This window comes from Nocardiopsis sp. iso_238 (assembly GCF_056173325.1).
This window is the reverse complement of record NZ_CM149668.1, coordinates 5,071,025-5,090,107: the sequence shown is the minus strand read 5'-3', so window position 1 is coordinate 5,090,107 and position 19,083 is coordinate 5,071,025. Positions and strand designations below refer to the sequence as shown.

Annotated in this window: 18 protein-coding genes; 10 read left to right on the top strand and 8 right to left on the bottom strand. The window is 71.8% G+C overall.

Translation table 11 applies throughout. From position 1 onward, the window contains the following. Window positions 1-192 precede the first annotated feature (192 nt). From cydC to AC0VYL_RS23000, 5 genes are all read right to left on the bottom strand, one after another. A complete protein-coding gene (gene cydC / locus AC0VYL_RS23020; RefSeq protein ID WP_475481474.1) occupies window positions 193-1,953 on the bottom strand; it encodes a thiol reductant ABC exporter subunit CydC in 1,761 nt (586 codons plus the stop codon). Further along, window positions 1,950-3,695: a thiol reductant ABC exporter subunit CydD gene (gene cydD / locus AC0VYL_RS23015; protein ID WP_475481473.1), complete on the bottom strand. Its 1,746-nt coding sequence runs from the start codon at window positions 3,693-3,695 to the stop codon at window positions 1,950-1,952. Before cydD ends, cydC begins: the two co-directional genes overlap by 4 nt. Window positions 3,696-3,882: 187 nt before the next feature. Beyond that, the gene (gene cydB, locus AC0VYL_RS23010; protein WP_475455873.1) at window positions 3,883-4,926 is read right to left on the bottom strand and encodes a cytochrome d ubiquinol oxidase subunit II; all 1,044 of its coding nucleotides are present in this window, start codon (window positions 4,924-4,926) and stop codon (window positions 3,883-3,885) included. A 12-nt stretch (window positions 4,927-4,938) separates the two neighbouring features. Beyond that, a complete protein-coding gene (locus AC0VYL_RS23005) occupies window positions 4,939-6,384 on the bottom strand; it encodes a cytochrome ubiquinol oxidase subunit I (protein WP_475455872.1) in 1,446 nt (481 codons plus the stop codon). A 242-nt stretch (window positions 6,385-6,626) separates the two neighbouring features. Then, on the bottom strand, window positions 6,627-7,349 hold the full coding sequence (locus AC0VYL_RS23000; protein ID WP_475481472.1) for a DUF305 domain-containing protein: 723 nt from the start codon (window positions 7,347-7,349) through the stop codon (window positions 6,627-6,629). A gap of 89 nt (window positions 7,350-7,438) precedes the next feature. Here AC0VYL_RS23000 and AC0VYL_RS22995 point away from each other — a divergent pair, with 89 nt between their 5' ends. After that, a complete protein-coding gene (locus AC0VYL_RS22995) occupies window positions 7,439-8,212 on the top strand; it encodes a DUF3105 domain-containing protein (protein WP_475455868.1) in 774 nt (257 codons plus the stop codon). A 105-nt stretch (window positions 8,213-8,317) separates the two neighbouring features. Here the strand turns inward: AC0VYL_RS22995 and AC0VYL_RS22990 are convergent, their stop codons facing one another. Together AC0VYL_RS22990 and AC0VYL_RS22985 are read right to left on the bottom strand one after the other, a co-directional pair. Next, window positions 8,318-8,779 carry a DUF3515 domain-containing protein gene (locus tag AC0VYL_RS22990; protein ID WP_475463198.1) on the bottom strand — a complete coding sequence of 154 codons (462 nt, stop codon included), beginning with the start codon at window positions 8,777-8,779 and terminating at the stop codon, window positions 8,318-8,320. A 31-nt stretch (window positions 8,780-8,810) separates the two neighbouring features. Beyond that, window positions 8,811-9,044, bottom strand: a complete 234-nt coding sequence (locus AC0VYL_RS22985; protein ID WP_378740929.1) for an Lrp/AsnC family transcriptional regulator — start codon at window positions 9,042-9,044, stop codon at window positions 8,811-8,813. Between the two features lie 149 nt (window positions 9,045-9,193). On the opposite strand from AC0VYL_RS22985, the gene AC0VYL_RS22980 reads away from it, so the two are divergent. Continuing rightward, window positions 9,194-10,180 (top strand): thiamine-phosphate kinase, encoded by a 987-nt coding sequence (locus tag AC0VYL_RS22980; protein WP_475455866.1) that lies wholly within the window; start codon window positions 9,194-9,196, stop codon window positions 10,178-10,180. 199 nt (window positions 10,181-10,379) lie between these two features. Beyond that, window positions 10,380-11,039, top strand: coding sequence for a cellulose binding domain-containing protein (locus AC0VYL_RS22975; RefSeq protein ID WP_475455864.1), 660 nt, complete (start codon window positions 10,380-10,382; stop codon window positions 11,037-11,039). A 126-nt stretch (window positions 11,040-11,165) separates the two neighbouring features. Here the strand turns inward: AC0VYL_RS22975 and rpmB are convergent, their stop codons facing one another. Next, window positions 11,166-11,351, bottom strand: a complete 186-nt coding sequence (gene rpmB / locus AC0VYL_RS22970; RefSeq protein ID WP_013151263.1) for a 50S ribosomal protein L28 — start codon at window positions 11,349-11,351, stop codon at window positions 11,166-11,168. A 374-nt stretch (window positions 11,352-11,725) separates the two neighbouring features. On the opposite strand from rpmB, the gene recG reads away from it, so the two are divergent. The 7 genes from recG (at window position 11,726) to mutM (ending at window position 18,787) form a co-directional block, all read left to right on the top strand. After that, window positions 11,726-13,936: an ATP-dependent DNA helicase RecG gene (gene recG / locus AC0VYL_RS22965; protein ID WP_475481471.1), complete on the top strand. Its 2,211-nt coding sequence runs from the start codon at window positions 11,726-11,728 to the stop codon at window positions 13,934-13,936. Window positions 13,937-14,499: 563 nt separating this feature from the next. Beyond that, window positions 14,500-15,066: a 16S rRNA (guanine(966)-N(2))-methyltransferase RsmD gene (rsmD, locus tag AC0VYL_RS22960; protein WP_475481470.1), complete on the top strand. Its 567-nt coding sequence runs from the start codon at window positions 14,500-14,502 to the stop codon at window positions 15,064-15,066. Between the two features lie 199 nt (window positions 15,067-15,265). Next, window positions 15,266-15,754, top strand: coding sequence for a pantetheine-phosphate adenylyltransferase (coaD, locus tag AC0VYL_RS22955; RefSeq protein WP_475455858.1), 489 nt, complete (start codon window positions 15,266-15,268; stop codon window positions 15,752-15,754). A 226-nt stretch (window positions 15,755-15,980) separates the two neighbouring features. Further along, window positions 15,981-16,529, top strand: coding sequence for a YceD family protein (locus AC0VYL_RS22950; protein WP_475463196.1), 549 nt, complete (start codon window positions 15,981-15,983; stop codon window positions 16,527-16,529). Window positions 16,530-16,660: 131 nt separating this feature from the next. Next, window positions 16,661-16,837, top strand: coding sequence for a 50S ribosomal protein L32 (gene rpmF, locus AC0VYL_RS22945; RefSeq protein ID WP_013151268.1), 177 nt, complete (start codon window positions 16,661-16,663; stop codon window positions 16,835-16,837). Window positions 16,838-17,188: 351 nt separating this feature from the next. Further along, complete coding sequence (rnc, locus tag AC0VYL_RS22940; RefSeq protein ID WP_475455856.1) at window positions 17,189-17,941, top strand: ribonuclease III; 753 nt, start codon at window positions 17,189-17,191, stop codon at window positions 17,939-17,941. A 3-nt stretch (window positions 17,942-17,944) separates the two neighbouring features. Continuing rightward, window positions 17,945-18,787, top strand: coding sequence for a bifunctional DNA-formamidopyrimidine glycosylase/DNA-(apurinic or apyrimidinic site) lyase (gene mutM, locus AC0VYL_RS22935; protein ID WP_475481469.1), 843 nt, complete (start codon window positions 17,945-17,947; stop codon window positions 18,785-18,787). Window positions 18,788-19,083 lie beyond the last annotated feature (296 nt).

The window sequence follows — 19,083 nt, the reverse complement described above, 5'->3', positions numbered from 1 at the left end:
ACGGACCGGTTCCACCCGTGGCCCGCCGCCGCCAGCCTCAACGGTCGCCTACGGTGCGGTACCAGCCCGCCCGTCGCCTGCCACCACCCTCAATGGACGTCTACGGCGCGGTACCGCCCGCCCGTCGCCCGCCACCACCCTCAATTGACGCCTACGGCGCGGTACCAGCCCGCCCGTCGCCCGCCGCCACCCTCAACGGACGCCTACGGCGCGGTACCAGCCCGGCTGCTCCATCAGCTCCGCGTGTGTCCCGGACTGGATCACTCGGCCGTCGCGGACCACGATGACGCGGTCCACCCGGTCCAGCCCGGTGAGGTCGTGGGTGATGAGCAGGGTCGAGAACCCCTCGGCGGCGTCGAGCAGGTCGGCCACCACCGCGTCCCGGGTGTCCGGGTCCAGGTGCGCGGTCGGCTCGTCCAACACCAGCACGCGCGGCGCGGCCAGTACCGCGCGGGCCAGCGCCAGCCGCTGCCGCATCCCGCCGCTCAGCCCCATGCCGTGCGAACCCACCTGGGTGTCCAGACCCTTGGGCATCGCCTCGACCTCACCGGCCAGACGCACCGCGCCCAGCGCCGCCCACAGCTCGTCGTCCCCGGCCCCCGGGCGCGCCAGCCGCAGGTTCTCCCGCAGCGTGGACGCGAACACGTGCGGGTCCTGCGGCACCCCGGACACCACCCGGCGGACCTCGTCGGCCGGGTAGTCGGTGATGTCCACCCCGCCGATCTCCACGCGGCCGCCGTCCGGGTCCCGGAAGCGCAGCAGCACCGAGGCGAGCGTGCTCTTGCCCGCGCCGCTCGGACCGACCACCGCCACCGTCTGCCCGGCGGGGATCTCCAGGTCCACCCCGTCCAGCGCCCACGGTTCCTCGGGGCCGTACCGCACGCGCAGGTCGCGGATCCGCACGGTGGCGTCGGCGTCCGGGTCGATCTCCAGGCCCTCCCTCGCGGGCGGCGCGACCCCGGGCGGCGTGTCCAGGACACCGAACAGCCGCTCGCCGCTGGCGCGGATCGAGCCCAGCCGCGCCGCGACGGCGGGCAGCGGGGCGACGATCTCGAAGGCGGCCAGCGTGGTCAGCACCAGCACCGCCAGCGCGGTCGGGCCGATCGCCCCGTCCTCCACGGCGAGCACGCCCAGGAACAGCGCGCCCCACACGGTCAGCCCGGTGATGAGGGCGGTGGCCCCGGCGCTCAGCCCCAGGGTGGCCGCGTCCCGCCGGGCCACCCGCGTGAGCTCCGCGTCCGCCTCGTTCACCCGGGCCACCTGACGCTCCATGGCCCCGTAGGCGACCAGGTCCGGAGCGCCCTGGAGGGTGTCCACCAGGGCTGTGGAGAGTCGGCCCCGCGCCCGGGCCTCCCGCCGCCCGGGGCCGCGCCCCAACGCGGCGGCGGCCAGCGGCACCGCGAGCCCGGCCAACAGCAGACCCGCGGCGAGCAGCAGGCCCCCGGGGACGTACACCACGGTCAGGAACAGCACCGTCGCCCCACCGGTGACCACCGACACCAGCGGCGGGGTCAGGCCGCGCACCAGCAGGTCGAGGGTGGCCTCGGTGTCGTTGACCAGGCGCGACACCAGGTCGCCGGAGCGGAAGCGGCCGAACGGTTCGGTCCGGGCCAGCCGCTCGTACACCCGGACCCGCACCTCGGCCAGGGTCCGGAACGCGGCGTCGTGGGTGACCAGCCGCTCCAGGTAGCGGGTCACGCCCTTGCTCACCCCCAGCGCCCGGGTGGCGACCACGGCCACGCTCAGCGCGGTGATGGACGGATGGTCGGCGGCGGTCGCCAGCATCCACGCGGCCACGCCCAGCAGGGCCACACCCGACCCGGTGGCGGCGGCGCCGAGCAGCACGCCCAGCGCGAACCGCGCGCTCCTGGGCCGGGCCAGGCCCATCATCCGGCGCAGCGGGTCCCGGCGCCGTTCCCGCTCGTCGACCAGCGGGGCCGTCTCGGAGCTCATCGGCGGGCCTCCTGAGTGAGCAGTGGGAGTGCGGTGGTCCGGAGGCGCACGCCGAGCTCGGACTCGGCCCATCCTGTGTCGTGGGCGACGATCACGGCGGTGCGCCCCTCCAGCAGGCGGGCCACGGCGGTGCGTACCGCCCGGGCGTTCTCGGGGTCCAGGTGCGCGGTGGGCTCGTCCAGCAGGACCAGCGGCGCGTCCCGGCACAGCGCCCGGGCCAGGGCGATCCGCTGCCGCTGCCCGGCGGACAGGCGCGCGCCCCGCTCACCCAGCAGGGTCCCGTACCCCTCGGGGAGCGCGGACACGAACGCGTCGGCCTCGGCCAGCCGGGCCGCCTCCCGCACCCGCTCCATGTCGGCGTCGGGCGCGCCCAGCCGGATGTTGTCGGCGACGGAGACGTCGAACAGGTAGGGGTGCTGGGGGACCCAGGCGACGCCGAGCCGCCAGTCGTCGGCGGGCACGTCGTCCATCGGGGTCCACTCGCCCCCCGGCGCCCGCACGCTGATCCGCCCCTCGGTGGGTTCCCCGAGCCGCAGCAGGAGGGACAGCAGGGTGGTCTTGCCCGAACCGCTGGGGCCGGTGAGCAGCAGGTGTTCGCCGGAGCGGACGGTGAGGTCCAGCCCGGCCAGGGCGGGCACGTCGCGGCCCGGGTAGAGCAGGCCCACCCCCTCGAAGCGGATGTCGCCCGCGGCGGCGGGGGCGGCGACACCGGTCGGAGCCGGGGCGGGCCGCTCCTCGCCGTCCCCGGCCGGAGCCCGCGTCCCGCGCCTGCGGTCCAGTTCGGTGAAGACCTGGTCGGCGGCGGCCACGCCCTCCATGCTCGCGTGGAAGCGGGCGCCCACCTCGCGCAGCGGCAGGTAGGCCTCGGGCGCGAGGATCAGGACCAGGAGGGCGGTCTGGTAGTCCATGTGCCCGCCCAGCAGGCGCAGCCCCACCTCGACGGCGACCAGCGCCACCGCCAGGGTCGCCAGGAGCTCCAGTGCGAAGGCCGACAGGAACGCGATCCGCAGCGTCCCCATGGTCGCGGCCCGGTGGTCCTCCCCGACCTTCCGGATGATCGCCGCCTGCGCCTTGGCGCGGCGGAACACCGCCAGGGTCGGCAGCCCCTCCACCACGTCGAGGAAGTGCCCGCCCAACCGGCTCAGCAGCCGCCACTGGCGTTCGGTGCGCTGCTGGGTGTGCATGCCGATCAAGGCCATGAAGATCGGGATGAGCGGCAGCGTCACCAGGATGACGATCCCGGAGATCCAGTCCGCCCAGAACACGACGGCCAGCACCGCGAACGGCACGATGCAGGCGAGGACGAGCTGGGGCAGGTAGCGGGAGAAGTACTCGTCGAGGGCGTCCAGGCCCCGGGTGGCCAGGGTGACGAGTTCCCCGGCCCGGGGCGACCCGTCCTCCCGGTCACCGCCCTCGGCCAGCCACACCTTGCCCGAATCGGTGACGTGGGCGACCAGCTGGCGCCGCAGCTGCGACTTGGTGCGGGCGGCGCTGTGCAGCGCGGAGGCCTCCGCGAGGTAGGACAGCAGGGCGCGGACGACGGCGACGGCGGCCACCGAGGCGATCATCCATCCCAGGGCGTCCAGTCCCTCCCCGGCCCAGGCCCCGGTGACGACCCGGGCGAGCAGCCAGGCCTGGGCGAGGATCAGGCCGGTGATCAGCACTCCGCTGACGACGGTGACGGCCAGGTGGGTCCGGACCGCGCCCGCGGTGCGCACCAGTCGTGGATCGAGCGGTTTCATCTGCGTGGAACCTCGTGGCGTCGGAGCCCGGCCGGGGCGGTGGGGCCGGTGGGGCGGATGTGTCGGGGACACGGGGCACGGTGCGGTCCGGTCCCAGTATCCAGGGAGGCCTCCGGCGGTGCCGTACCCTCCGCGTCCCGGGGCGACGCGGGAGGCGGAGGGTACGGGGACACGGGCCGCGGCCGGTTCAGGCGGCCTGGTCCGGGCCGCCCCCGCCGGTGGTGGCGGGGGCGGACATGCTGACCTGTTCGCCGGTGACCCGCTTGCGGAACACCCAGTAGCTCCAGGACTGGTAGCCGATCACCAGCGGCAGGAACACCAGGGCCACCCACGACATCACGGTGAGCGTGTAGTCGGCCGAGGAGGCGTTCTCGACGGTGAGGCTGAACGCCGCGTCGGTGGTGGACGGGAGCACGTCGGGGAACAGCGACCCGAACAGCGCGGTCACGGCGGCGAGGATGGTCACCGCCGTGGCCACGAACGACCACCCCTCGCGCCGGTACCAGGCCGCGACCACACCGGCCACCAGGGCCAGGGCGGCGACCAGCACGAGCGGCAGCGTCCACGGCTTGCCGTGGGCGAACTGGGTCCACAGCAGGAACCCGGCTCCCGCGGGGACCGCCACGCAGGCGGCGATCAGCGTGGCCCGGCGGGCGCGGACCCGGACCGGACCGTCGGTCTTGAGGGTCAGGAAGACGGCGCCGTGCAGGGTGAACAGCGACAGGGTGGTCACCCCGCCGAGCAGGGCGTACGGGTTGAGCAGGTCGAGCAGGGACGCGGTCACGATGTGGTCGGAGTCCATCGCCACGCCCCGGACGATGTTGGCGAAGGCCACGCCCCACAGGAACGCGGGGACGGAGCTGCCGAAGAAGATCGCCCGGTCCCACCAGTCCTGCCAGCGGGGGTCGTCGCGCTTGCCCCGGTACTCGAAGGCCACGCCGCGCAGGATGAGCGCGATGAGGATGAGGAACAGCGGCACGTAGAACCCGCTGAACAGGGACGCGTACCAGGCGGGGAAGGCGGCGAACATGGCTCCGCCCGCCGTGAGCAGCCACACCTCGTTGGCGTCCCAGACCGGGCCGATGGAGTTGATGGTGACCCTGCGGTCCACGGAGTTGCGCTTGCCCATGAAGGGCAGCAGGGTGCCGACCCCGAAGTCGAATCCCTCCAGGACGAAGTACCCGATCCACAGGACGGCGATGGCGACGAACCAGATGACGGCCAGTTCCATGGTCGTTGGCTCCTAGTAGCTGAAGTGGGGGATCTGGGACTCGTCCTCGTCGTTCTCCAGATCCGGGACGAGGTGTGAGGGGCCCTTCTTGACGTACTTCCACAGCAGGCCCGCCTCGATGACGAACAGCAGCCCGTACACGGCGGTGAAGATGCCCAGGCTCATGGCGACCGTCCCGAGGCTGACCCCGGGGGAGACGCTGTTCGCGGTGAGCAGTTCGCCGTGGACGGTCCAGGGCTGGCGGCCCATCTCGGTGAGCACCCACCCGAAGATGTTGGCGAGCAGCGCGGCGGGCAGCGCCGCGATCGCGGCGTAGTAGAACCACCTCGTCCTCGGCAGCCGCTCCCGTCCCCGTGTGAGCCACAGCCCGAGCGCGGCCACGGCCACCCCGAACATCCCGAAGCCCATCATGAGGCGGAAGGCCCAGTACACGACGAACACGTTGGGGATGTAGTCGCCCGGGCCGTAGAACTCCTCGTAGGCCTCCTGGAGGTTGTTCATCCCGTGCACCTCGCCGTCGAAGTGCCCGGTGGCCAGGAAGCTCAGGATGTTGGGGACGCCGACGTCGATCGGGTTGTACCGCGCCTCGGTGTCCCCGACCGCGAACGTGGAGAAGGGCGCGCCCTCCTCGGTCTCCCACAGGGCCTCGGCGGCGGCGAGCTTCATGGGTTCGTACTCGGCGGCGAGCTTGGCCTGGTGGTCGCCGGAGACGAACGTGAGCGCCCCGGCCAGGAGGGTGAAGACCAGGCCGACCTTCAGGGTGGAGCGGAAGAGCGCGAAGTCCCGCTTGGGCGGGGTGACGCCGACCTCGCCGGTGTCGCCGTGCCGGGTGTTGCGCCACAGCTTGAAGGCGCTGACCGCGACGACGAAGAGTCCGGCGGTGACGAAGGCGGCCGAGACGGTGTGCAGGTACGTGGACCAGGCCTGGTCGTTGCTGAGCACGGCCCAGATGTCGTTGAGCTCGGCGCGGCCGTTCTCCGGGTTGATCTCGTAGCCGACCGGGCGGCGCATCCAGGCGTTGGCGGCCAGGATGAAGTACGCCGACAGGTTGGTGCCGATCGCGACCATCCAGATACAGGCCAGGTGGAGTCCGCGCGGGAGCCGGTGCCAGCCGAAGATCCACAGTCCGATGAAGGTGGACTCCAGGAAGAAGGCGAGGAGGGCCTCCATCGCCAGGGGCGCCCCGAAGACGTCCCCGACGAAGCGCGAGTACTCGCTCCAGTTCATGCCGAACTGGAACTCCTGCACGATCCCGGTGACCACGCCCATGGCGAAGTTGATCAGGAACAGCTTGCCGAAGAACTGGGTGGCCTGGAGGTACTCGTGCCTTCCGGTGCGGTACCAGAAGGTCTGGAGCACGGCCACGATGAACGACAGCCCGATCGTCAGGGGGACGAAGAGGAAGTGGTAGATCGTGGTGACGCCGAACTGCCACCTCGCCAGGTCTAGTGCTTCCATGCCCGCCTCCCAGTTACCGACCGCCGGTAGTACTACGAACTGTAGTGCTACTGCTTGTCGTATGTGGGGGCACCCCCCTGAGAGACCGGACACGTCGGGATCGGCAGGCGGGCGGGCGCCCCCGGAACGCCCCTGGGTAACACGACGGCGCGCCCCCGCTTCGGGGGCGCGCCGTCGTACTGCCGTGTCTTTGCCCGCCCGGGCGTCCGGCCGGGTCGGGGGCTCGCTGAGCGGAGGCGGGGCTACCGGCGCAGCTCCAGCAGCCGCTCCATGTTGTCCACCTCGGACTGCTGGGCGTTGACCATGCCCTGGGCGAAGGTGGTGACCAGGTCCTCGTCACCGAGCTCCACCTCGGCCTCGGCCATGTCGATCCCGCCGAGGTGGTGGGCGATCATCAGCTCCAGGAAGAGGACCTCGGCCTCCTCGCCCTCGGCGTCGGTGAGCCGCACCATCTCCTCCTCGGTGGCCCAGCCCGGCATGGTCTCGGGCACCACGCCCTCACCGCCGCCGTGGTCGTGGGCGGCCATCCAGGTCATCGGGGGCTCGGAGGCGCGTGCGTTCAGCCCCCACGAGCTCAGCCACCCCTGCATCATCCCGATCTGCGCCTGCTGGGTCCGCGCCATGTCCGTGGCGATCGTGTGCAGCTCGACGTCGTCGGTCTTCTCCATGACGATCAGCGCCATGTCCACGGCCTGGGCGTGGTGCGTGCTCATGTCACGCAGGAAACCGGCGTCGGCGCTGGTGTCCAGCGGGTACGACGGACGGCCCAGAAGCAGCCCTCCGACCAGCGCGAGGGCGACCAACGTCACGGTCATCCAGAGCGGAACCGAGCGTCCCGGTGAGGGGGGAGCGCCGGTGTCCCCCTCGTCCTCCGAGTACGCGTCGGGCTCGGCCGTCCCGTCCTCGCGCGACTCCTCGTCGGCACGGTCGGCCTCGTCGGACGCCGCCCCGGTCACATGCCCCATCTGAACCACCCTGGTCAAATCGCACCACTCTGATGCCAAAGTAGAGGATAGGAAAGTCCCTTTCGACCACATCCAGCCCAGGAGAACCAGTGGCCAAGAAGACGAAGGCGGAGGAGCGTCGAGCTCGCGCCGCCGCCCTGCGGGAAGAGCAGCGCAAGAAGGAACGCCGCGCCAAGATCCTCAAGATCGCAGGGATCAGCGTAGCCTCCGCGGCGGTCCTGGGTCTCCTGGGAACCGCGGTCTTCATGGAGTTCCGCTCCCGCAACATCGCCGGTGTGCAGGAGTACGCCATCGACGAGTACAACCACGTGCCGGACGGGCAGCGCGTGGACTACGAACAGTCCCCGCCGGTCGGCGGCCAGCACTGGAACAGATGGCAGAACTGCGGCGTGTACACCGAGCCGCTGATGCCGGAGTTCGCCGTCCACGCCCTGGAGCACGGCGCGGTCTGGATCACCTACGAACCGGACATCGCGGAGGACCAGATCGAGGCGCTCCAGGGTTTCTACAACCCCGGCGACTACCTGGTCATCAGCCCCTACGAGGGTGACATGGACGCGCCGATCGTCGCCTCCAGCTGGGGCCGCCAGATCACCGCCGACAGCGCGGACGACGAGGACCTGGCCCGCTACATCCAGTACTACGAGCGCGGCCAGGACGTCCCCGAGCCCGGCGCCGCCTGCTCCGGCTCCATCTCGTTCACCGCCGCCGAGATCGAGGCGGAGATCGCCCAGGACGGCCCCGACGCCGAGTCCCTGGAGGGCGCGGACAGCGACGAGTCCGGTTCCGACGCCGACAACGAGGACACCGACGCCGAGGGCACCGACGAGCCCAGCGCGGCCCCCGAAGAGGGCACGGAGTAGGACCGACCCCGAACACACCCCCCAGGACACGAACGTGGGGCCGAAGGCGATCCTCCGCCTCCGGCCCCACACGTGTGTCAGGGGGTGAGCGCCGCTCCGGCGCGGTCACCGACCGCTGTCGGCGCGCTCCTCAAGATGCTCGGAGATCAGGTCGCTCAGCTCGCTGAGGGCCGGAGCCGGGGCGCCGTAGGAGGGCGGCACGCTCAACTCGACGTAGGCCTCGCGCTCGACCGCCGTGTACACGGTGGGGGCGTCCTCGGGTTGGGGAAGCCACGCCACGCCGTTGACCTCCTCCAGGATCGAGTCCATCTCCAGGGAGGAGGGCCGGGGCACGCCGCACCGCAGGCCGATGGGCGGGTCGCCCCAGGCCGCCATGACCTCCGACTCGGGTTGGACCGTCGCGCGGTCGGCGTCGAGCAGGGTGTCCGGGAGGTCCGCGACCAGCGCGGCACAGGCCTCGGCGGTCTGCCCGTCCGTCTCGGGGGGCTGCATCTGCACGGTTTGGCCGCCGCAACCGGCCGTCACCAGGACGACGGCGAGAGCCGCTCCGAAGTAGCGCTTGTGCACGGGCAACCTCGCTCCGTCGACTCGGTCGACCTCAGATGTTGACGATGGGACAGGTCAGGGTACGGGCGATGCCGTCCAGACGCTGGATGCGGGCGACCACGAGGGAACCCAGGGCGTCCATGTCCTCGGCCCGCGCCTGCACGATCACATCGTAGGGACCCGTGACGTCGTTCGCCTGGTCGACCCCCGCGATCCCGCGCACGCGCTCCGCGACCTCGGCGGACTGGCCCACCTCGGTCTGGATCAGGATGTATGCCTGCACCATGTTGACTTCTCCTTCGTGCCGGGCCGGAGGGGGTGGCGAGCGGACGCGGCCCCGGCCGGAGGGCACAGCCGATGACGAACGGATGAAACGTGGGGCCTGACCACGGGGTCTAGACCTCTGCGCCGGAGCGTCACCGTACCCTGATCTGTGTGTTGAGCACCATTGGGGGTCTTGGCGAGTTCGCTCTGATCGAGCGCGTGACGAGCCAATTCCCCAGGACGGACGACGTAATCCTCGGACCCGGCGACGACGCCGCGATCGTGGCCGCGCCCGACGGGCGTACGGTCGCGACCACGGACCTCCTCGTCGAGGGCCGCCACTTCCGACGGGACTGGTCCACCGCCCGCGACGTCGGGCACCGGGCCGTGGCGCAGAACTACGCCGACGTCGCGGCCATGGGCGCACGCCCCACCGGGCTGCTCATCGGCTTCGCCGCGCCCCCGGAACTCCCCCTGGCCTGGGCCGAGGAGTTCACCCTCGGGGTGCGGGACGAGTGCGCCAGGGCCGGGGGAGCGGTGGTGGGCGGGGACACGGTGGGATCGGACACCCTGACCATCGCCGTCACCGCCCTGGGCGACCTGGAGGGGCGCTCCCCGGTCCGCCGTGACGGCGCCAGACCCGGTGACGTGGTCGCCTACACCGGCCGTCTCGGCCTGTCCGCCGCCGGGCTGGCCCTCCTGGAACGGGGCGTCGACGGACCGGCCGAGTGCCTGTCCGAACACCGCAGGCCGAGCCCGCCCTACCTCGCGGGCCCCGAGGCGTCCCGGCTCGGGGCGACCGCCATGCTCGACGTCAGCGACGGGCTCGTCCAGGACCTGGGGCACGTCTGCCGGGCCAGCGGGGTGAGCGTCCGCCTGGAGTCGGAGGGGTTCCGGCCCGAACCCGCACTCCTCGAGGCCGTCCGTGTACTCGGGGCTCCGGCGGGGAAGGCTGAGGAAGCCGCCCGTCGCCTGATGGTGGCCGGCGGCGAGGACCACGCGCTCGCGGCGGTCTTCCCACCGGAGGTCGTGCTCCCGGAGCACTGGCACCGCGTGGGGACCGTGGGCGAGGCGCCGGAGGAGGACGGACGGGCCTCCGTCACGGTGGACGGGAACGTGGTCGAGCGTGGTGGGTGGGATCATTTCCGACGGGACTGAGCCCGTTTGGATTTGTCCCGTTTGGCGATGGCGCTAGGCTTTGCCATCGCGGTCAGCGTTGGTCTACGGACAGTGGTCCGGCCTCGCGGGGCCCGAACCCGCGACGATCCACCGAGGTGAGAACCCTGGTCGGCGCGGCCGTCGGCCCAGGGTGAGCAGGGCGAGCGGAACAACGTCGGAGGGCGGCACATGGGGCGGCATGGCTAGGCGGCACGGCCATCGTCGTGGAGCCCACCGCAGCGAACCGGAGAACGCCGGGGCGCTGCGGCGGATCGGTGGACTCCTGGAGAGCACGGTGCCCAAGCGGGTCGAACCGCCGAGGCTGCTCAACGTGCTGGTCGTCTCCGGGGTGATCCTGGGGCTGCTCCTGTTCGGCTACAGCACCACACAGATCTACCTCCAGTTCGGCGGCCCTCCCGGCGCGACGGAGGCCCCCGGCCCGCAGGACGGGGCCGACCCCACCCAGGACGCCTCCCCGCGCCCCGACCGGGGCGGCGCCTCGTCGGGATCGGGAGAGGGGAACACCGGGCCGCAGACCCAGGCCGGGTCGGAACCCACGGCCGTCTCGTACCAGGTGCTGGAGGCGACGTCGGTCGGCTTCACCAGCAGGGTGACCGTCACCAACATCTCGCGGACCCGGCTCGACGCGTGGGAGCTGGCCCTGGCCTTCGAGAGCGCCGACGTCACCGAGGTCCACGACGCCGACTGGGAACCGCTGGAGGACGGCATCCTGGCCCGCCAGTCCGGGACCGAGGGGCACCTGGATCCCGGTGAGTCGGCCACCCTGACCTTCGACGCGATCGGCGTCTCCCAGAGCCCCGTGCGGTGTTCCCTCAACGGTCACGTGTGTGATCTGTAGCTCCGCTGCGCTGGCTCTGATCGCCACTCGCGTCGCACGCTTCACCCCGGCACCGGTTCCGGACAGCACGAAGGCCCCCCGACCGGAGTCGGAGGGCCCTTCGAGAACTACGGGTGGGAGGAGACCCTAGCGGGTCACCTTGCCAGCCTTGATGCACGAGGTGCACGCGTTCACACGCTTGGGCGTGCCGCCCACGCGGGTGCGAACGGTCTGGATGTTGGGGTTCCAGCGGCGGCGGGTGCGACGGTGCGAGTGGGAAACACTGTTACCGAACCCTGGTCCCTTGCCGCAGACGTCGCAGACGGAAGCCACGGTAACTCCATTCAAGTGCTCGGGATCGCGCACGTCGCCGCACGCGAGAGGTCATCCGGCCAGAGGAGGCCGGGTGGGCAGGCTGGCGAGGACGCCAACCGGGAAAGAGTACACGAAGGACATGCCCGAAGGTGAAATCAGACCACTGGCGGGCGTCCGTACGCGCAACGGCGGGGAACGGCGCGACCGAGGCCTCACACACCCACCGGAGCATCGAGATCAGCCACGCGGGCATGGCGAAAACGCGATGAACTCTGACGAGTATACCCCGGTTGGGACGGCCAAGCGTCAAGCTTGGCTTGACCCCGGTCGTCACACCGGAGGTCTACGGTGACAGGGACGGGCGACCCCACGAGGCCAGGACGGGAACCACAGTGAGCACCTGGGACGAGCCGCTGCGCAAAGGACCGCTCGGCGGCAGGACGGCGAAGGCACTCGCCGACAAACTCGACCTCCACACCCTCGGTGACCTGCTGCGCTACTACCCGCGCAGGTACGACCGCCGGGGTGAACTCACGGACCTCGCGCTCCTGCGCGAGGGTGAGGACGTCACCGTGCAGGCCAAGGTCCTGGACGCCCGGCGGCGCACCATCCCCGCCCGCCAGGGCCGCCGCCGCATGGACATGATGGAGGCCACCGTCACCGACGGCACCGGCCGCCTGCACCTGACCTTCTTCAACCGGGGGTCACACCACCAGAACACCCTGGTCCCCGGGCGGCTGGCCATGTTCTCCGGCCGGGTCTCCACGTTCAAGGGCCGTCGACAGCTCGACCACCCCGAGTACGTGCTCCTGGACGACGAGGGCCTCGAAGGCGAGGCCGCCCGCGCCTACGCCAACGAGCTCATCCCCGTCTACCCGGCGGTCAAGGGGCTGGACTCCGCCACCATCGCCCGGTCGGTCGGGGTCGCCCTGGACTACGCCGTGGACCTCCCCGACCCCCTCCCGCCCGAACTGCGCGACCGCAAGGGGCTCCTCGACGTCCACCGGGCGCTCGTCCGGATCCACCGGCCCGCCGAGTGGGCCGAGGTCGGGGCCGCCAGGCGCCGCCTGAAGTGGGACGAGGCCTTCGTGCTCCAGCTGGCCCTGGCCCAGCGCCGCCAGCAGGCCGAGGAACTGCCCGCCAGGCCGCGGCCCGGCGCGGACGGCGGGATCCTCGACGCCTTCGACGCCCAGCTCCCGTTCACCCTCACCGAGGGCCAGAAGGAGGTCGGTGAGCGGCTGGCCGAACGGCTGGACGCCACCCACCCCATGCACTGTCTCCTCCAGGGCGACGTCGGTGCGGGCAAGACCCTGGTGGCCCTGCGCGCGATGCTGCGGGTGGTGGACTCCGGCGGCCAGGCGGTCATGCTCGCCCCCACGGAGGTCCTGGCCCAGCAGCACCACCGCTCCATCAGCGCGATGCTCGGGGCGCTTGGCCGCGCCGGGCAGATCGACGGAGCCGACACCGCCACCCGCGTCGCCCTGCTCACCGGATCCATGAACACCGCCGCCCGGCGCGAGGCACTGCTGGAGGCCGCCTCGGGTCAGGCGGGGATCGTCGTCGGCACCCACGCCCTGCTCCAGGAGCACGTCTCCTTCGCCGACCTCGGCCTGGTGGTCGTGGACGAGCAGCACCGTTTCGGAGTGGAGCAGCGCGACGCCCTGCGGGAGAAGGCCCGGGACGGCCGCCCGCACGTGCTGGTGATGACCGCCACACCCATTCCGAGGACCGTCGCGATGACGGTCTACGGCGACCTGGACGTGGTGGCCCTCACCCAGCTGCCCCAGGGGCGGGCTCCGATCTCCACCCACGTCGTCCCCGCCCATGAGAAGCCGCACTTCCTCACGCGCGCCTGGGAACGGGTCCGGGAGGAGGTGGGCCAGGGCCGCCAGGCCTTCGTGGTCTGCCCCCGGATCGGGGACGGTTCCGGCGGCGCGGAGGCTGGCGACGAGGTCGACACCCCGCCTGAGGACGCTCCCCCCGGTGCGCGGCCCCCGCTCGCGGTGCTGGACGTGCTGGCCCGCCTTCAGGAGGGGCCGCTGGCGGACGTGCGGGTGGAGGCCCTGCACGGGCGGATGGCCCCGGACGACAAGGAGGCGGTGATGCGCCGCCTGACCTCGGGCCAGACCGACGTGGTCGTGTCGACCACCGTCATCGAGGTGGGCGTGGACGTGCCCAACGCCACGGTCATGGCGATCATGGACGCCGACCGGTTCGGGATCTCGCAGCTGCACCAGCTGCGCGGCCGGGTCGGCCGCGGCCAGCTGCCCGGCCTGTGCCTGCTGGTCACCGAGGCGGAGGAGGGCAGCCCCGCGCGTGAACGGCTGGCCGCCGTCGCCTCGACCACGGACGGGTTCGAGCTGTCGCGCACCGACCTGGAGATGCGCAGGGAGGGCGACGTGCTCGGTGACGCCCAGTCCGGGGCGCGGTCGAGCCTGCGCATGCTCACGCTGGTCAAGGACGAGGAGCTGATCGGGGAGGCCCGTGAGGAGGCCACCCGCCTCGTGAGCGAGGACCCGGGGCTGACGGGCCACCCGCCGCTGGCCGACGCCCTGGCCGCACTGCTCCCCGAGGAACGCGCGGAGTACCTGGACAAGACCTGACCGCGGCTGCCCGCGCCCGTCGTCCACGGGAGGTCCCGGTGACGGACCAGGGTCTCTGACAGGGCGGTCCCCGGCTCGGTGCTCGTGGTGGCGGAGGCATCTCCCGGTCCGGCCCCTGCGGTGCTGTCCGTGCCGCGGCCCCTGTGAAGGGCCGGTGGCCCGTGGGGAGCGGGTGGCTGCGAGCACGAGGTGGCCGCTGGCGGGTCCGTTCTGGGCTCCGTGCTCATGTGACGGGGTCTCCCAGCCCGGCCCTGGGCGCGGGTGCGGTCCGGTGGAGAGCGAGCCGGTGTCCTTGGTCCACTGGAGCGCTCCCGGTTGTCCAGAAGGCTGTCGGATACCCGGCTGTGCACAGGGTGGGGCTCGGTCTCCACCGGCGGGCGGCGGTCCCGGCTCGGCGCTCGCGCGGCGGACTCCCGTTTGTCACTGGGGGTCGAATCCCCGGTTGTCCACAGGCGGGAAGGCCCCCACTGGCGTGCCGAGCCGCCCCGGTGTTGACTCGATATCGGGGGAGCCTCCTCCTCCGCCAGCCTCGGCGTGCCCCGGGGCGCACTACCGTGGGGGCCATGACCCGCATCATCGCCGGGGCGGCGGGCGGACGGCGCATCTCCGCCCCCGACGGCCGCACCACCCGACCCACCAGCGACAGGGCCCGCGAGGCGCTGTTCTCCTCCGTCCAGTCCGACCTCGGCTCCCTCGACGGGCTCCGGGTGATGGACCTCTACGCGGGGTCCGGGGCGATCGGCCTGGAAGCCCTGTCTCGCGGGGCCGCGCACGCCCTGTTGGTGGAGGCCGACCACAAGGCGGCCCGGGTGGTGAGGGAGAACATCGCCACACTGCGGCTCCCCGGGGCGGAGCTCGCCGCCGACCGGGTCGAGCGGGTACTGGCGCGCGGCAACCTCGCCGCCCCCTACGACCTCGTGGTGGCCGACCCCCCGTACGCGGTCACCGACGAGGAGGTCGCCTCGGTGCTGTCGACCCTGGTCGAGCACGGGTGGCTGGCCCCGTCCGCGATGCTCGTGGTGGAGCGGTCCAAGCGCGGTGCCGAACCGGCGTGGCCTCAGGGGATCGAGCTGGACCGCAGCCGCAAGTACGGCGAGGCGATCCTCTGGTACGCCCGCACCACCGAGTAGATATCGGGCATACGCCACGTTTTCCGGCGCCGCGCGGGGGAAGGTTCAGACGACCCGGTGGGCTCGGCCTCCGCCGTGCCCGCGCCGGGTGTGAAAGCGGACACGGGGGACCGCTAAGTGGGAGTTGCCCGAAATGGGACGGGAGTGAGCCCCTACGATCGCTGTACCCGTGAGTAGTACCTGAGAGGGGCGATCCACCGTGCGCCGAGTCGTCTGTCCGGGCTCCTTCGACCCGGTCACCTACGGACACATCGACATCATCGGGCGAGCCGCCAAGCAGTACGACGAGGTCATCGCCGCCGTACTCAACAACGTCAACAAGCGGGGGCTCTTCACCGTCCCCGAGAAGCTCGACATGCTCACCGAGGGCACCGCCGAGTTCGACAACGTCCGGGTCAGCGAGTTCGACGGACTCCTCGTCGACTTCTGCCGCGAGAACGGCATCGAGACCATCGTGCGCAGCCTGCGTTCGGTCAGTGACTTCGACTACGAACTCCAGATCGCGCAGATGAACTACCGGCTCTCCGGCGTGGAGACCGTCTTCATGACGGCCAACCCGCAGTACTCGTTCCTGTCGTCCAGCCTGGTCCGCGAGATCGCCCAGCACCGGGGCGACGTCTCCAGTCTGGTCACGCCCCACGTCCAGGCGCGCCTCAAGGAGAAGTACGCCGAACGCGCCCAGGGATGACCCCCGCCCGCGAGCGGCTTCGGGGGGCTGATTTGGGTGGTCGGGGACATGGTAGGTAGAATCTGGGTTCGACCATGGGCGTCGCCGGTCCTCGGCGTGCGCTCAGGCCGGTCAGCACCACCGCGACAGCCCGATCTGCACCATGTCGGCGGCCCGTGCCCGGCACCCGGAACACTCTCCTGAAAGCGCGATCACCCTGTCTCGTCTAGATGCCCGCGACCCGTACGTGGTCGACACCCGCCAGCTGGGCCGCCAGCCGGGGTCGATGCGTACCGTCAACCGAATCGTGACCGTCCCCGACGCGCTCGAGACGGCGATGGCCAGCGTGCCCAAGGGCCAGGAGATCGAGCTGGACCTGCGCCTGGAGGCGGTGATGGAGGGCGTCCTCGTCACCGGGACCGTCAATGGTCACCTCACGGCGGAGTGCTCCCGCTGCCTCGACCCCATCTCCGAGGAGCTGGAGGCGGGCTTCCAGGAGATGTACCGCTACGCCGCCGACGACGACGATGTGAGCGTCCGAAGCGACGAGGACGCGGACGGCGATGATGAGGACTACTATCTAGAGGGCGATCTGCTCGACCTCGAACCAGTGATCCGAGACGCCGTCGTGCTCGCGCTCCCACTCTCACCGCTGTGCGGCCCGGACTGCCCCGGCCTGTGCGCCGAGTGCGGTGTCAAGCTCGCCGACGCCGGGCCCGACCACGGTCACGGCGACGGTGTCGACCCGCGTTGGGAAGCGCTCCGCGACATCGCGGAGAAGCCCGACCAGCAGTGAGTCAGTGAACCGATCGCGTGTGGTACCCACAGGGAACCGCCGACGACCGGAGCACACCTCCCCGCCACAGCGCGCGGGGTGACCAGATAAGCGACCTCCCGCGACCGCGGGGGTGACCCAGGAGGATTGAAGTGGCCGTCCCGAAGCGGAAGATGTCGCGGAGCAACACCCGGACCCGCCGTTCCCAGTGGAAGGCGTCGCGCCCGGTGCTGGTCAACTGCCCGCGCTGCCGTGACCCGAAGCAGCCCCACATCGCGTGCCCGACCTGCGGCACCTACAACAACCGCCAGGTCACCAACCCGGCCTAACCCGGACGTGCCAGGCTTCGGGCAGCTGCCCGATCCCGTACTCCCGGACATCATCGGGGCGGAACCCTCTGAGGGCTCCGCCCCGAAGTGCTGTCCGGGAACGGCCGTCCTGGGGGCCACTGTCCCCAGGGCTTTGTAGAGTGAACCCGACGGACCGTGGGAACACCCATGTTCCGTGGTGTCCGACACCGGTGATCCCGGTCCCACAGGGGCTCCCGAGATCGTGGTGGCCGCCGGGGGAGTGACCGCTCCCGCGACGATCACCTCGTTTTCGAGCGTCCTGGACGGGTCGGGGGACACCTCCACCTCCGCGCGCCGCCGCCGGCGCGCCCAACAGGGAAGCGAACTCGCGTGGCAAGTCAACTCTCCGTCTCCGAGGCCAGGTCCTTCCACCGTGCGATCGGGGTGGAGGTGGACCCGAAGATCCTGCTCCGGGCCCTGACCCACCGCTCCTTCGCCTACGAGAAGGGCGGTCTGCCCACCAACGAGCGCCTGGAGTTCCTGGGGGACTCCGTGCTCGGCCTCGTGGTCACCGACACCCTCTTCCGCAAGCACCCGGACCTGCCGGAGGGCCAGCTCGCCAAGCTGCGCGCCGCCGTCGTCAACATGCGGGCCCTGGCCGACGTCGCGCGCGGTCTGGGCATCGGTGAGTACATCCGGCTGGGCCGGGGCGAGGAGGGCACCGGAGGGCGCGACAAGTCGTCGATCCTCGCGGACACCCTGGAGGCGATCATCGGCGCGGTCTACCTGGACCGCGGCCTGGACACCGCCTCGGAGTTCGTGCACCGCCTCTTCGACCCGCTGATCGCCACGGCCTCCGGGCTGGGCGCCGGGCTGGACTGGAAGACCTCGCTCCAGGAGCTCACCGCCGCCGAGATGCTGGGCGTGCCCGAGTACCACGTGGACGAGAGCGGCCCCGACCACCAGAAGACCTTCCGCGCCACCGTGCGGGTCGCGGGCGAGAGCTACGGCCTGGGCGAGGGGCGCAGCAAGAAGGAGGCCGAGCAGCAGGCCGCCGAGTCCGCGTGGAAGGCCATCCGGGCCCGCGCGGACCGCGCCGCCGAGGAGGCCAAGGGCGGCTCCAGCGGTAACGGGCGGGGCTGAGCGGTGCCCGAACTCCCCGAGGTCGAGGTGGTCCGGCGCGGCCTGTCCGAGCACGCTGTGGGGCGCCGGATCGGCGCCGTCGAGGTGCTGCACACGCGCTCGGTCCGCCGCCACGTGCCCGGCCCCGCCGACTTCGCGGCACGGCTCGGTGGGCAGACCCCCACGGCGGTGCGCCGTCGCGGCAAGTACATGTGGCTGGTGCTGGACAGCGGCGACATGCTCCTGGCCCACCTGGGCATGAGCGGGCAGATGCTGGTGCAGCCCCAGGGCAAGCCCGACGAGCGGCACCTGCGGGTGCGGATGCCGCTGGACGACGGCAACGAGCTGCGCTTCGTCGACCAGCGCACCTTCGGGCACCTGCTGCTGGACCGCGAGGGTGAGCGCGCCGAGGTGCCGTCGTCGGTGGACCACATCGCGCTGGACCCGCTTGACGCCGCGTTCGTCCCCGAGGCGTTCGTCAGGGCGCTGCGGGCCAAGCGGACCGAGGTGAAGCGGGCGCTGCTGGACCAGTCGTTGATCAGCGGTGTGGGCAACATCTACGCCGACGAGGCGCTGTGGCGGGCCCGGCTGCACTGGTCCCGTTCCACGCGGGGGCTGTCCAACGCCCAGGCGCTGGAGCTGCTCGGCCACGTCACCGACGTGATGACCGAGGCCCTGGAGGTCGGCGGCACCACGTTCGACGGGTTGTACGTGAACGTCAACGGCGAGAGCGGCTACTTCGAGCGGGGGCTCAACGCCTACGGGCGGCGGGACCGGCCGTGCGGCCGCTGCGGCACGCTGATCGTGCGGGAGGCGTTCATGAACCGCTCCTCGTTCAGCTGCCCGAGCTGTCAGCGCACACGTTGACAGAAGCCTCACCGGTGCCCACACGTGCAACGGTCACTCGCGTTCGCACGACTCGCCTCGACTCACTGCCGGGTGCGGACAGTGCCTGAACTCCCTGGAGGCGAGGTTGTGCGCCGGGACTCGCCCCGAAACGCGTACGGCGGCAGCGACCCCTGGCCCTGATCCTGTCGGCGATCGACGCCGCGTCTGCCGAGCGGCCCTCTGTCGGACAGCGCGAACGCTCGATGGGTCGGGCGACCGCACGCCTCCGCCCACGCCGAGCCCGGATCGGCAGGCCACGGCGGGGTGAAAGGGCT

What these genes read in the sequence shown, in the direction of transcription:
- cydC (WP_475481474.1), bottom strand. Translation starts at nt 1,953, where the DNA reads ATGAGCTCCGAGACGGCCCCGCTGGTCGACGAGCGGGAACGGCGCCGG.
- cydD (WP_475481473.1), bottom strand. Translation starts at nt 3,695, where the DNA reads ATGAAACCGCTCGATCCACGACTGGTGCGCACCGCGGGCGCGGTCCGG.
- cydB (WP_475455873.1), bottom strand. Translation starts at nt 4,926, where the DNA reads ATGGAACTGGCCGTCATCTGGTTCGTCGCCATCGCCGTCCTGTGGATC.
- AC0VYL_RS23005 (WP_475455872.1), bottom strand. Translation starts at nt 6,384, where the DNA reads ATGGAAGCACTAGACCTGGCGAGGTGGCAGTTCGGCGTCACCACGATC.
- AC0VYL_RS23000 (WP_475481472.1), bottom strand. Translation starts at nt 7,349, where the DNA reads ATGGGGCATGTGACCGGGGCGGCGTCCGACGAGGCCGACCGTGCCGAC.
- AC0VYL_RS22985 (WP_378740929.1), bottom strand. Translation starts at nt 9,044, where the DNA reads ATGGTGCAGGCATACATCCTGATCCAGACCGAGGTGGGCCAGTCCGCC.
- AC0VYL_RS22975 (WP_475455864.1), top strand. Translation starts at nt 10,380, where the DNA reads ATGGCTAGGCGGCACGGCCATCGTCGTGGAGCCCACCGCAGCGAACCG.
- rsmD (WP_475481470.1), top strand. Translation starts at nt 14,500, where the DNA reads ATGACCCGCATCATCGCCGGGGCGGCGGGCGGACGGCGCATCTCCGCC.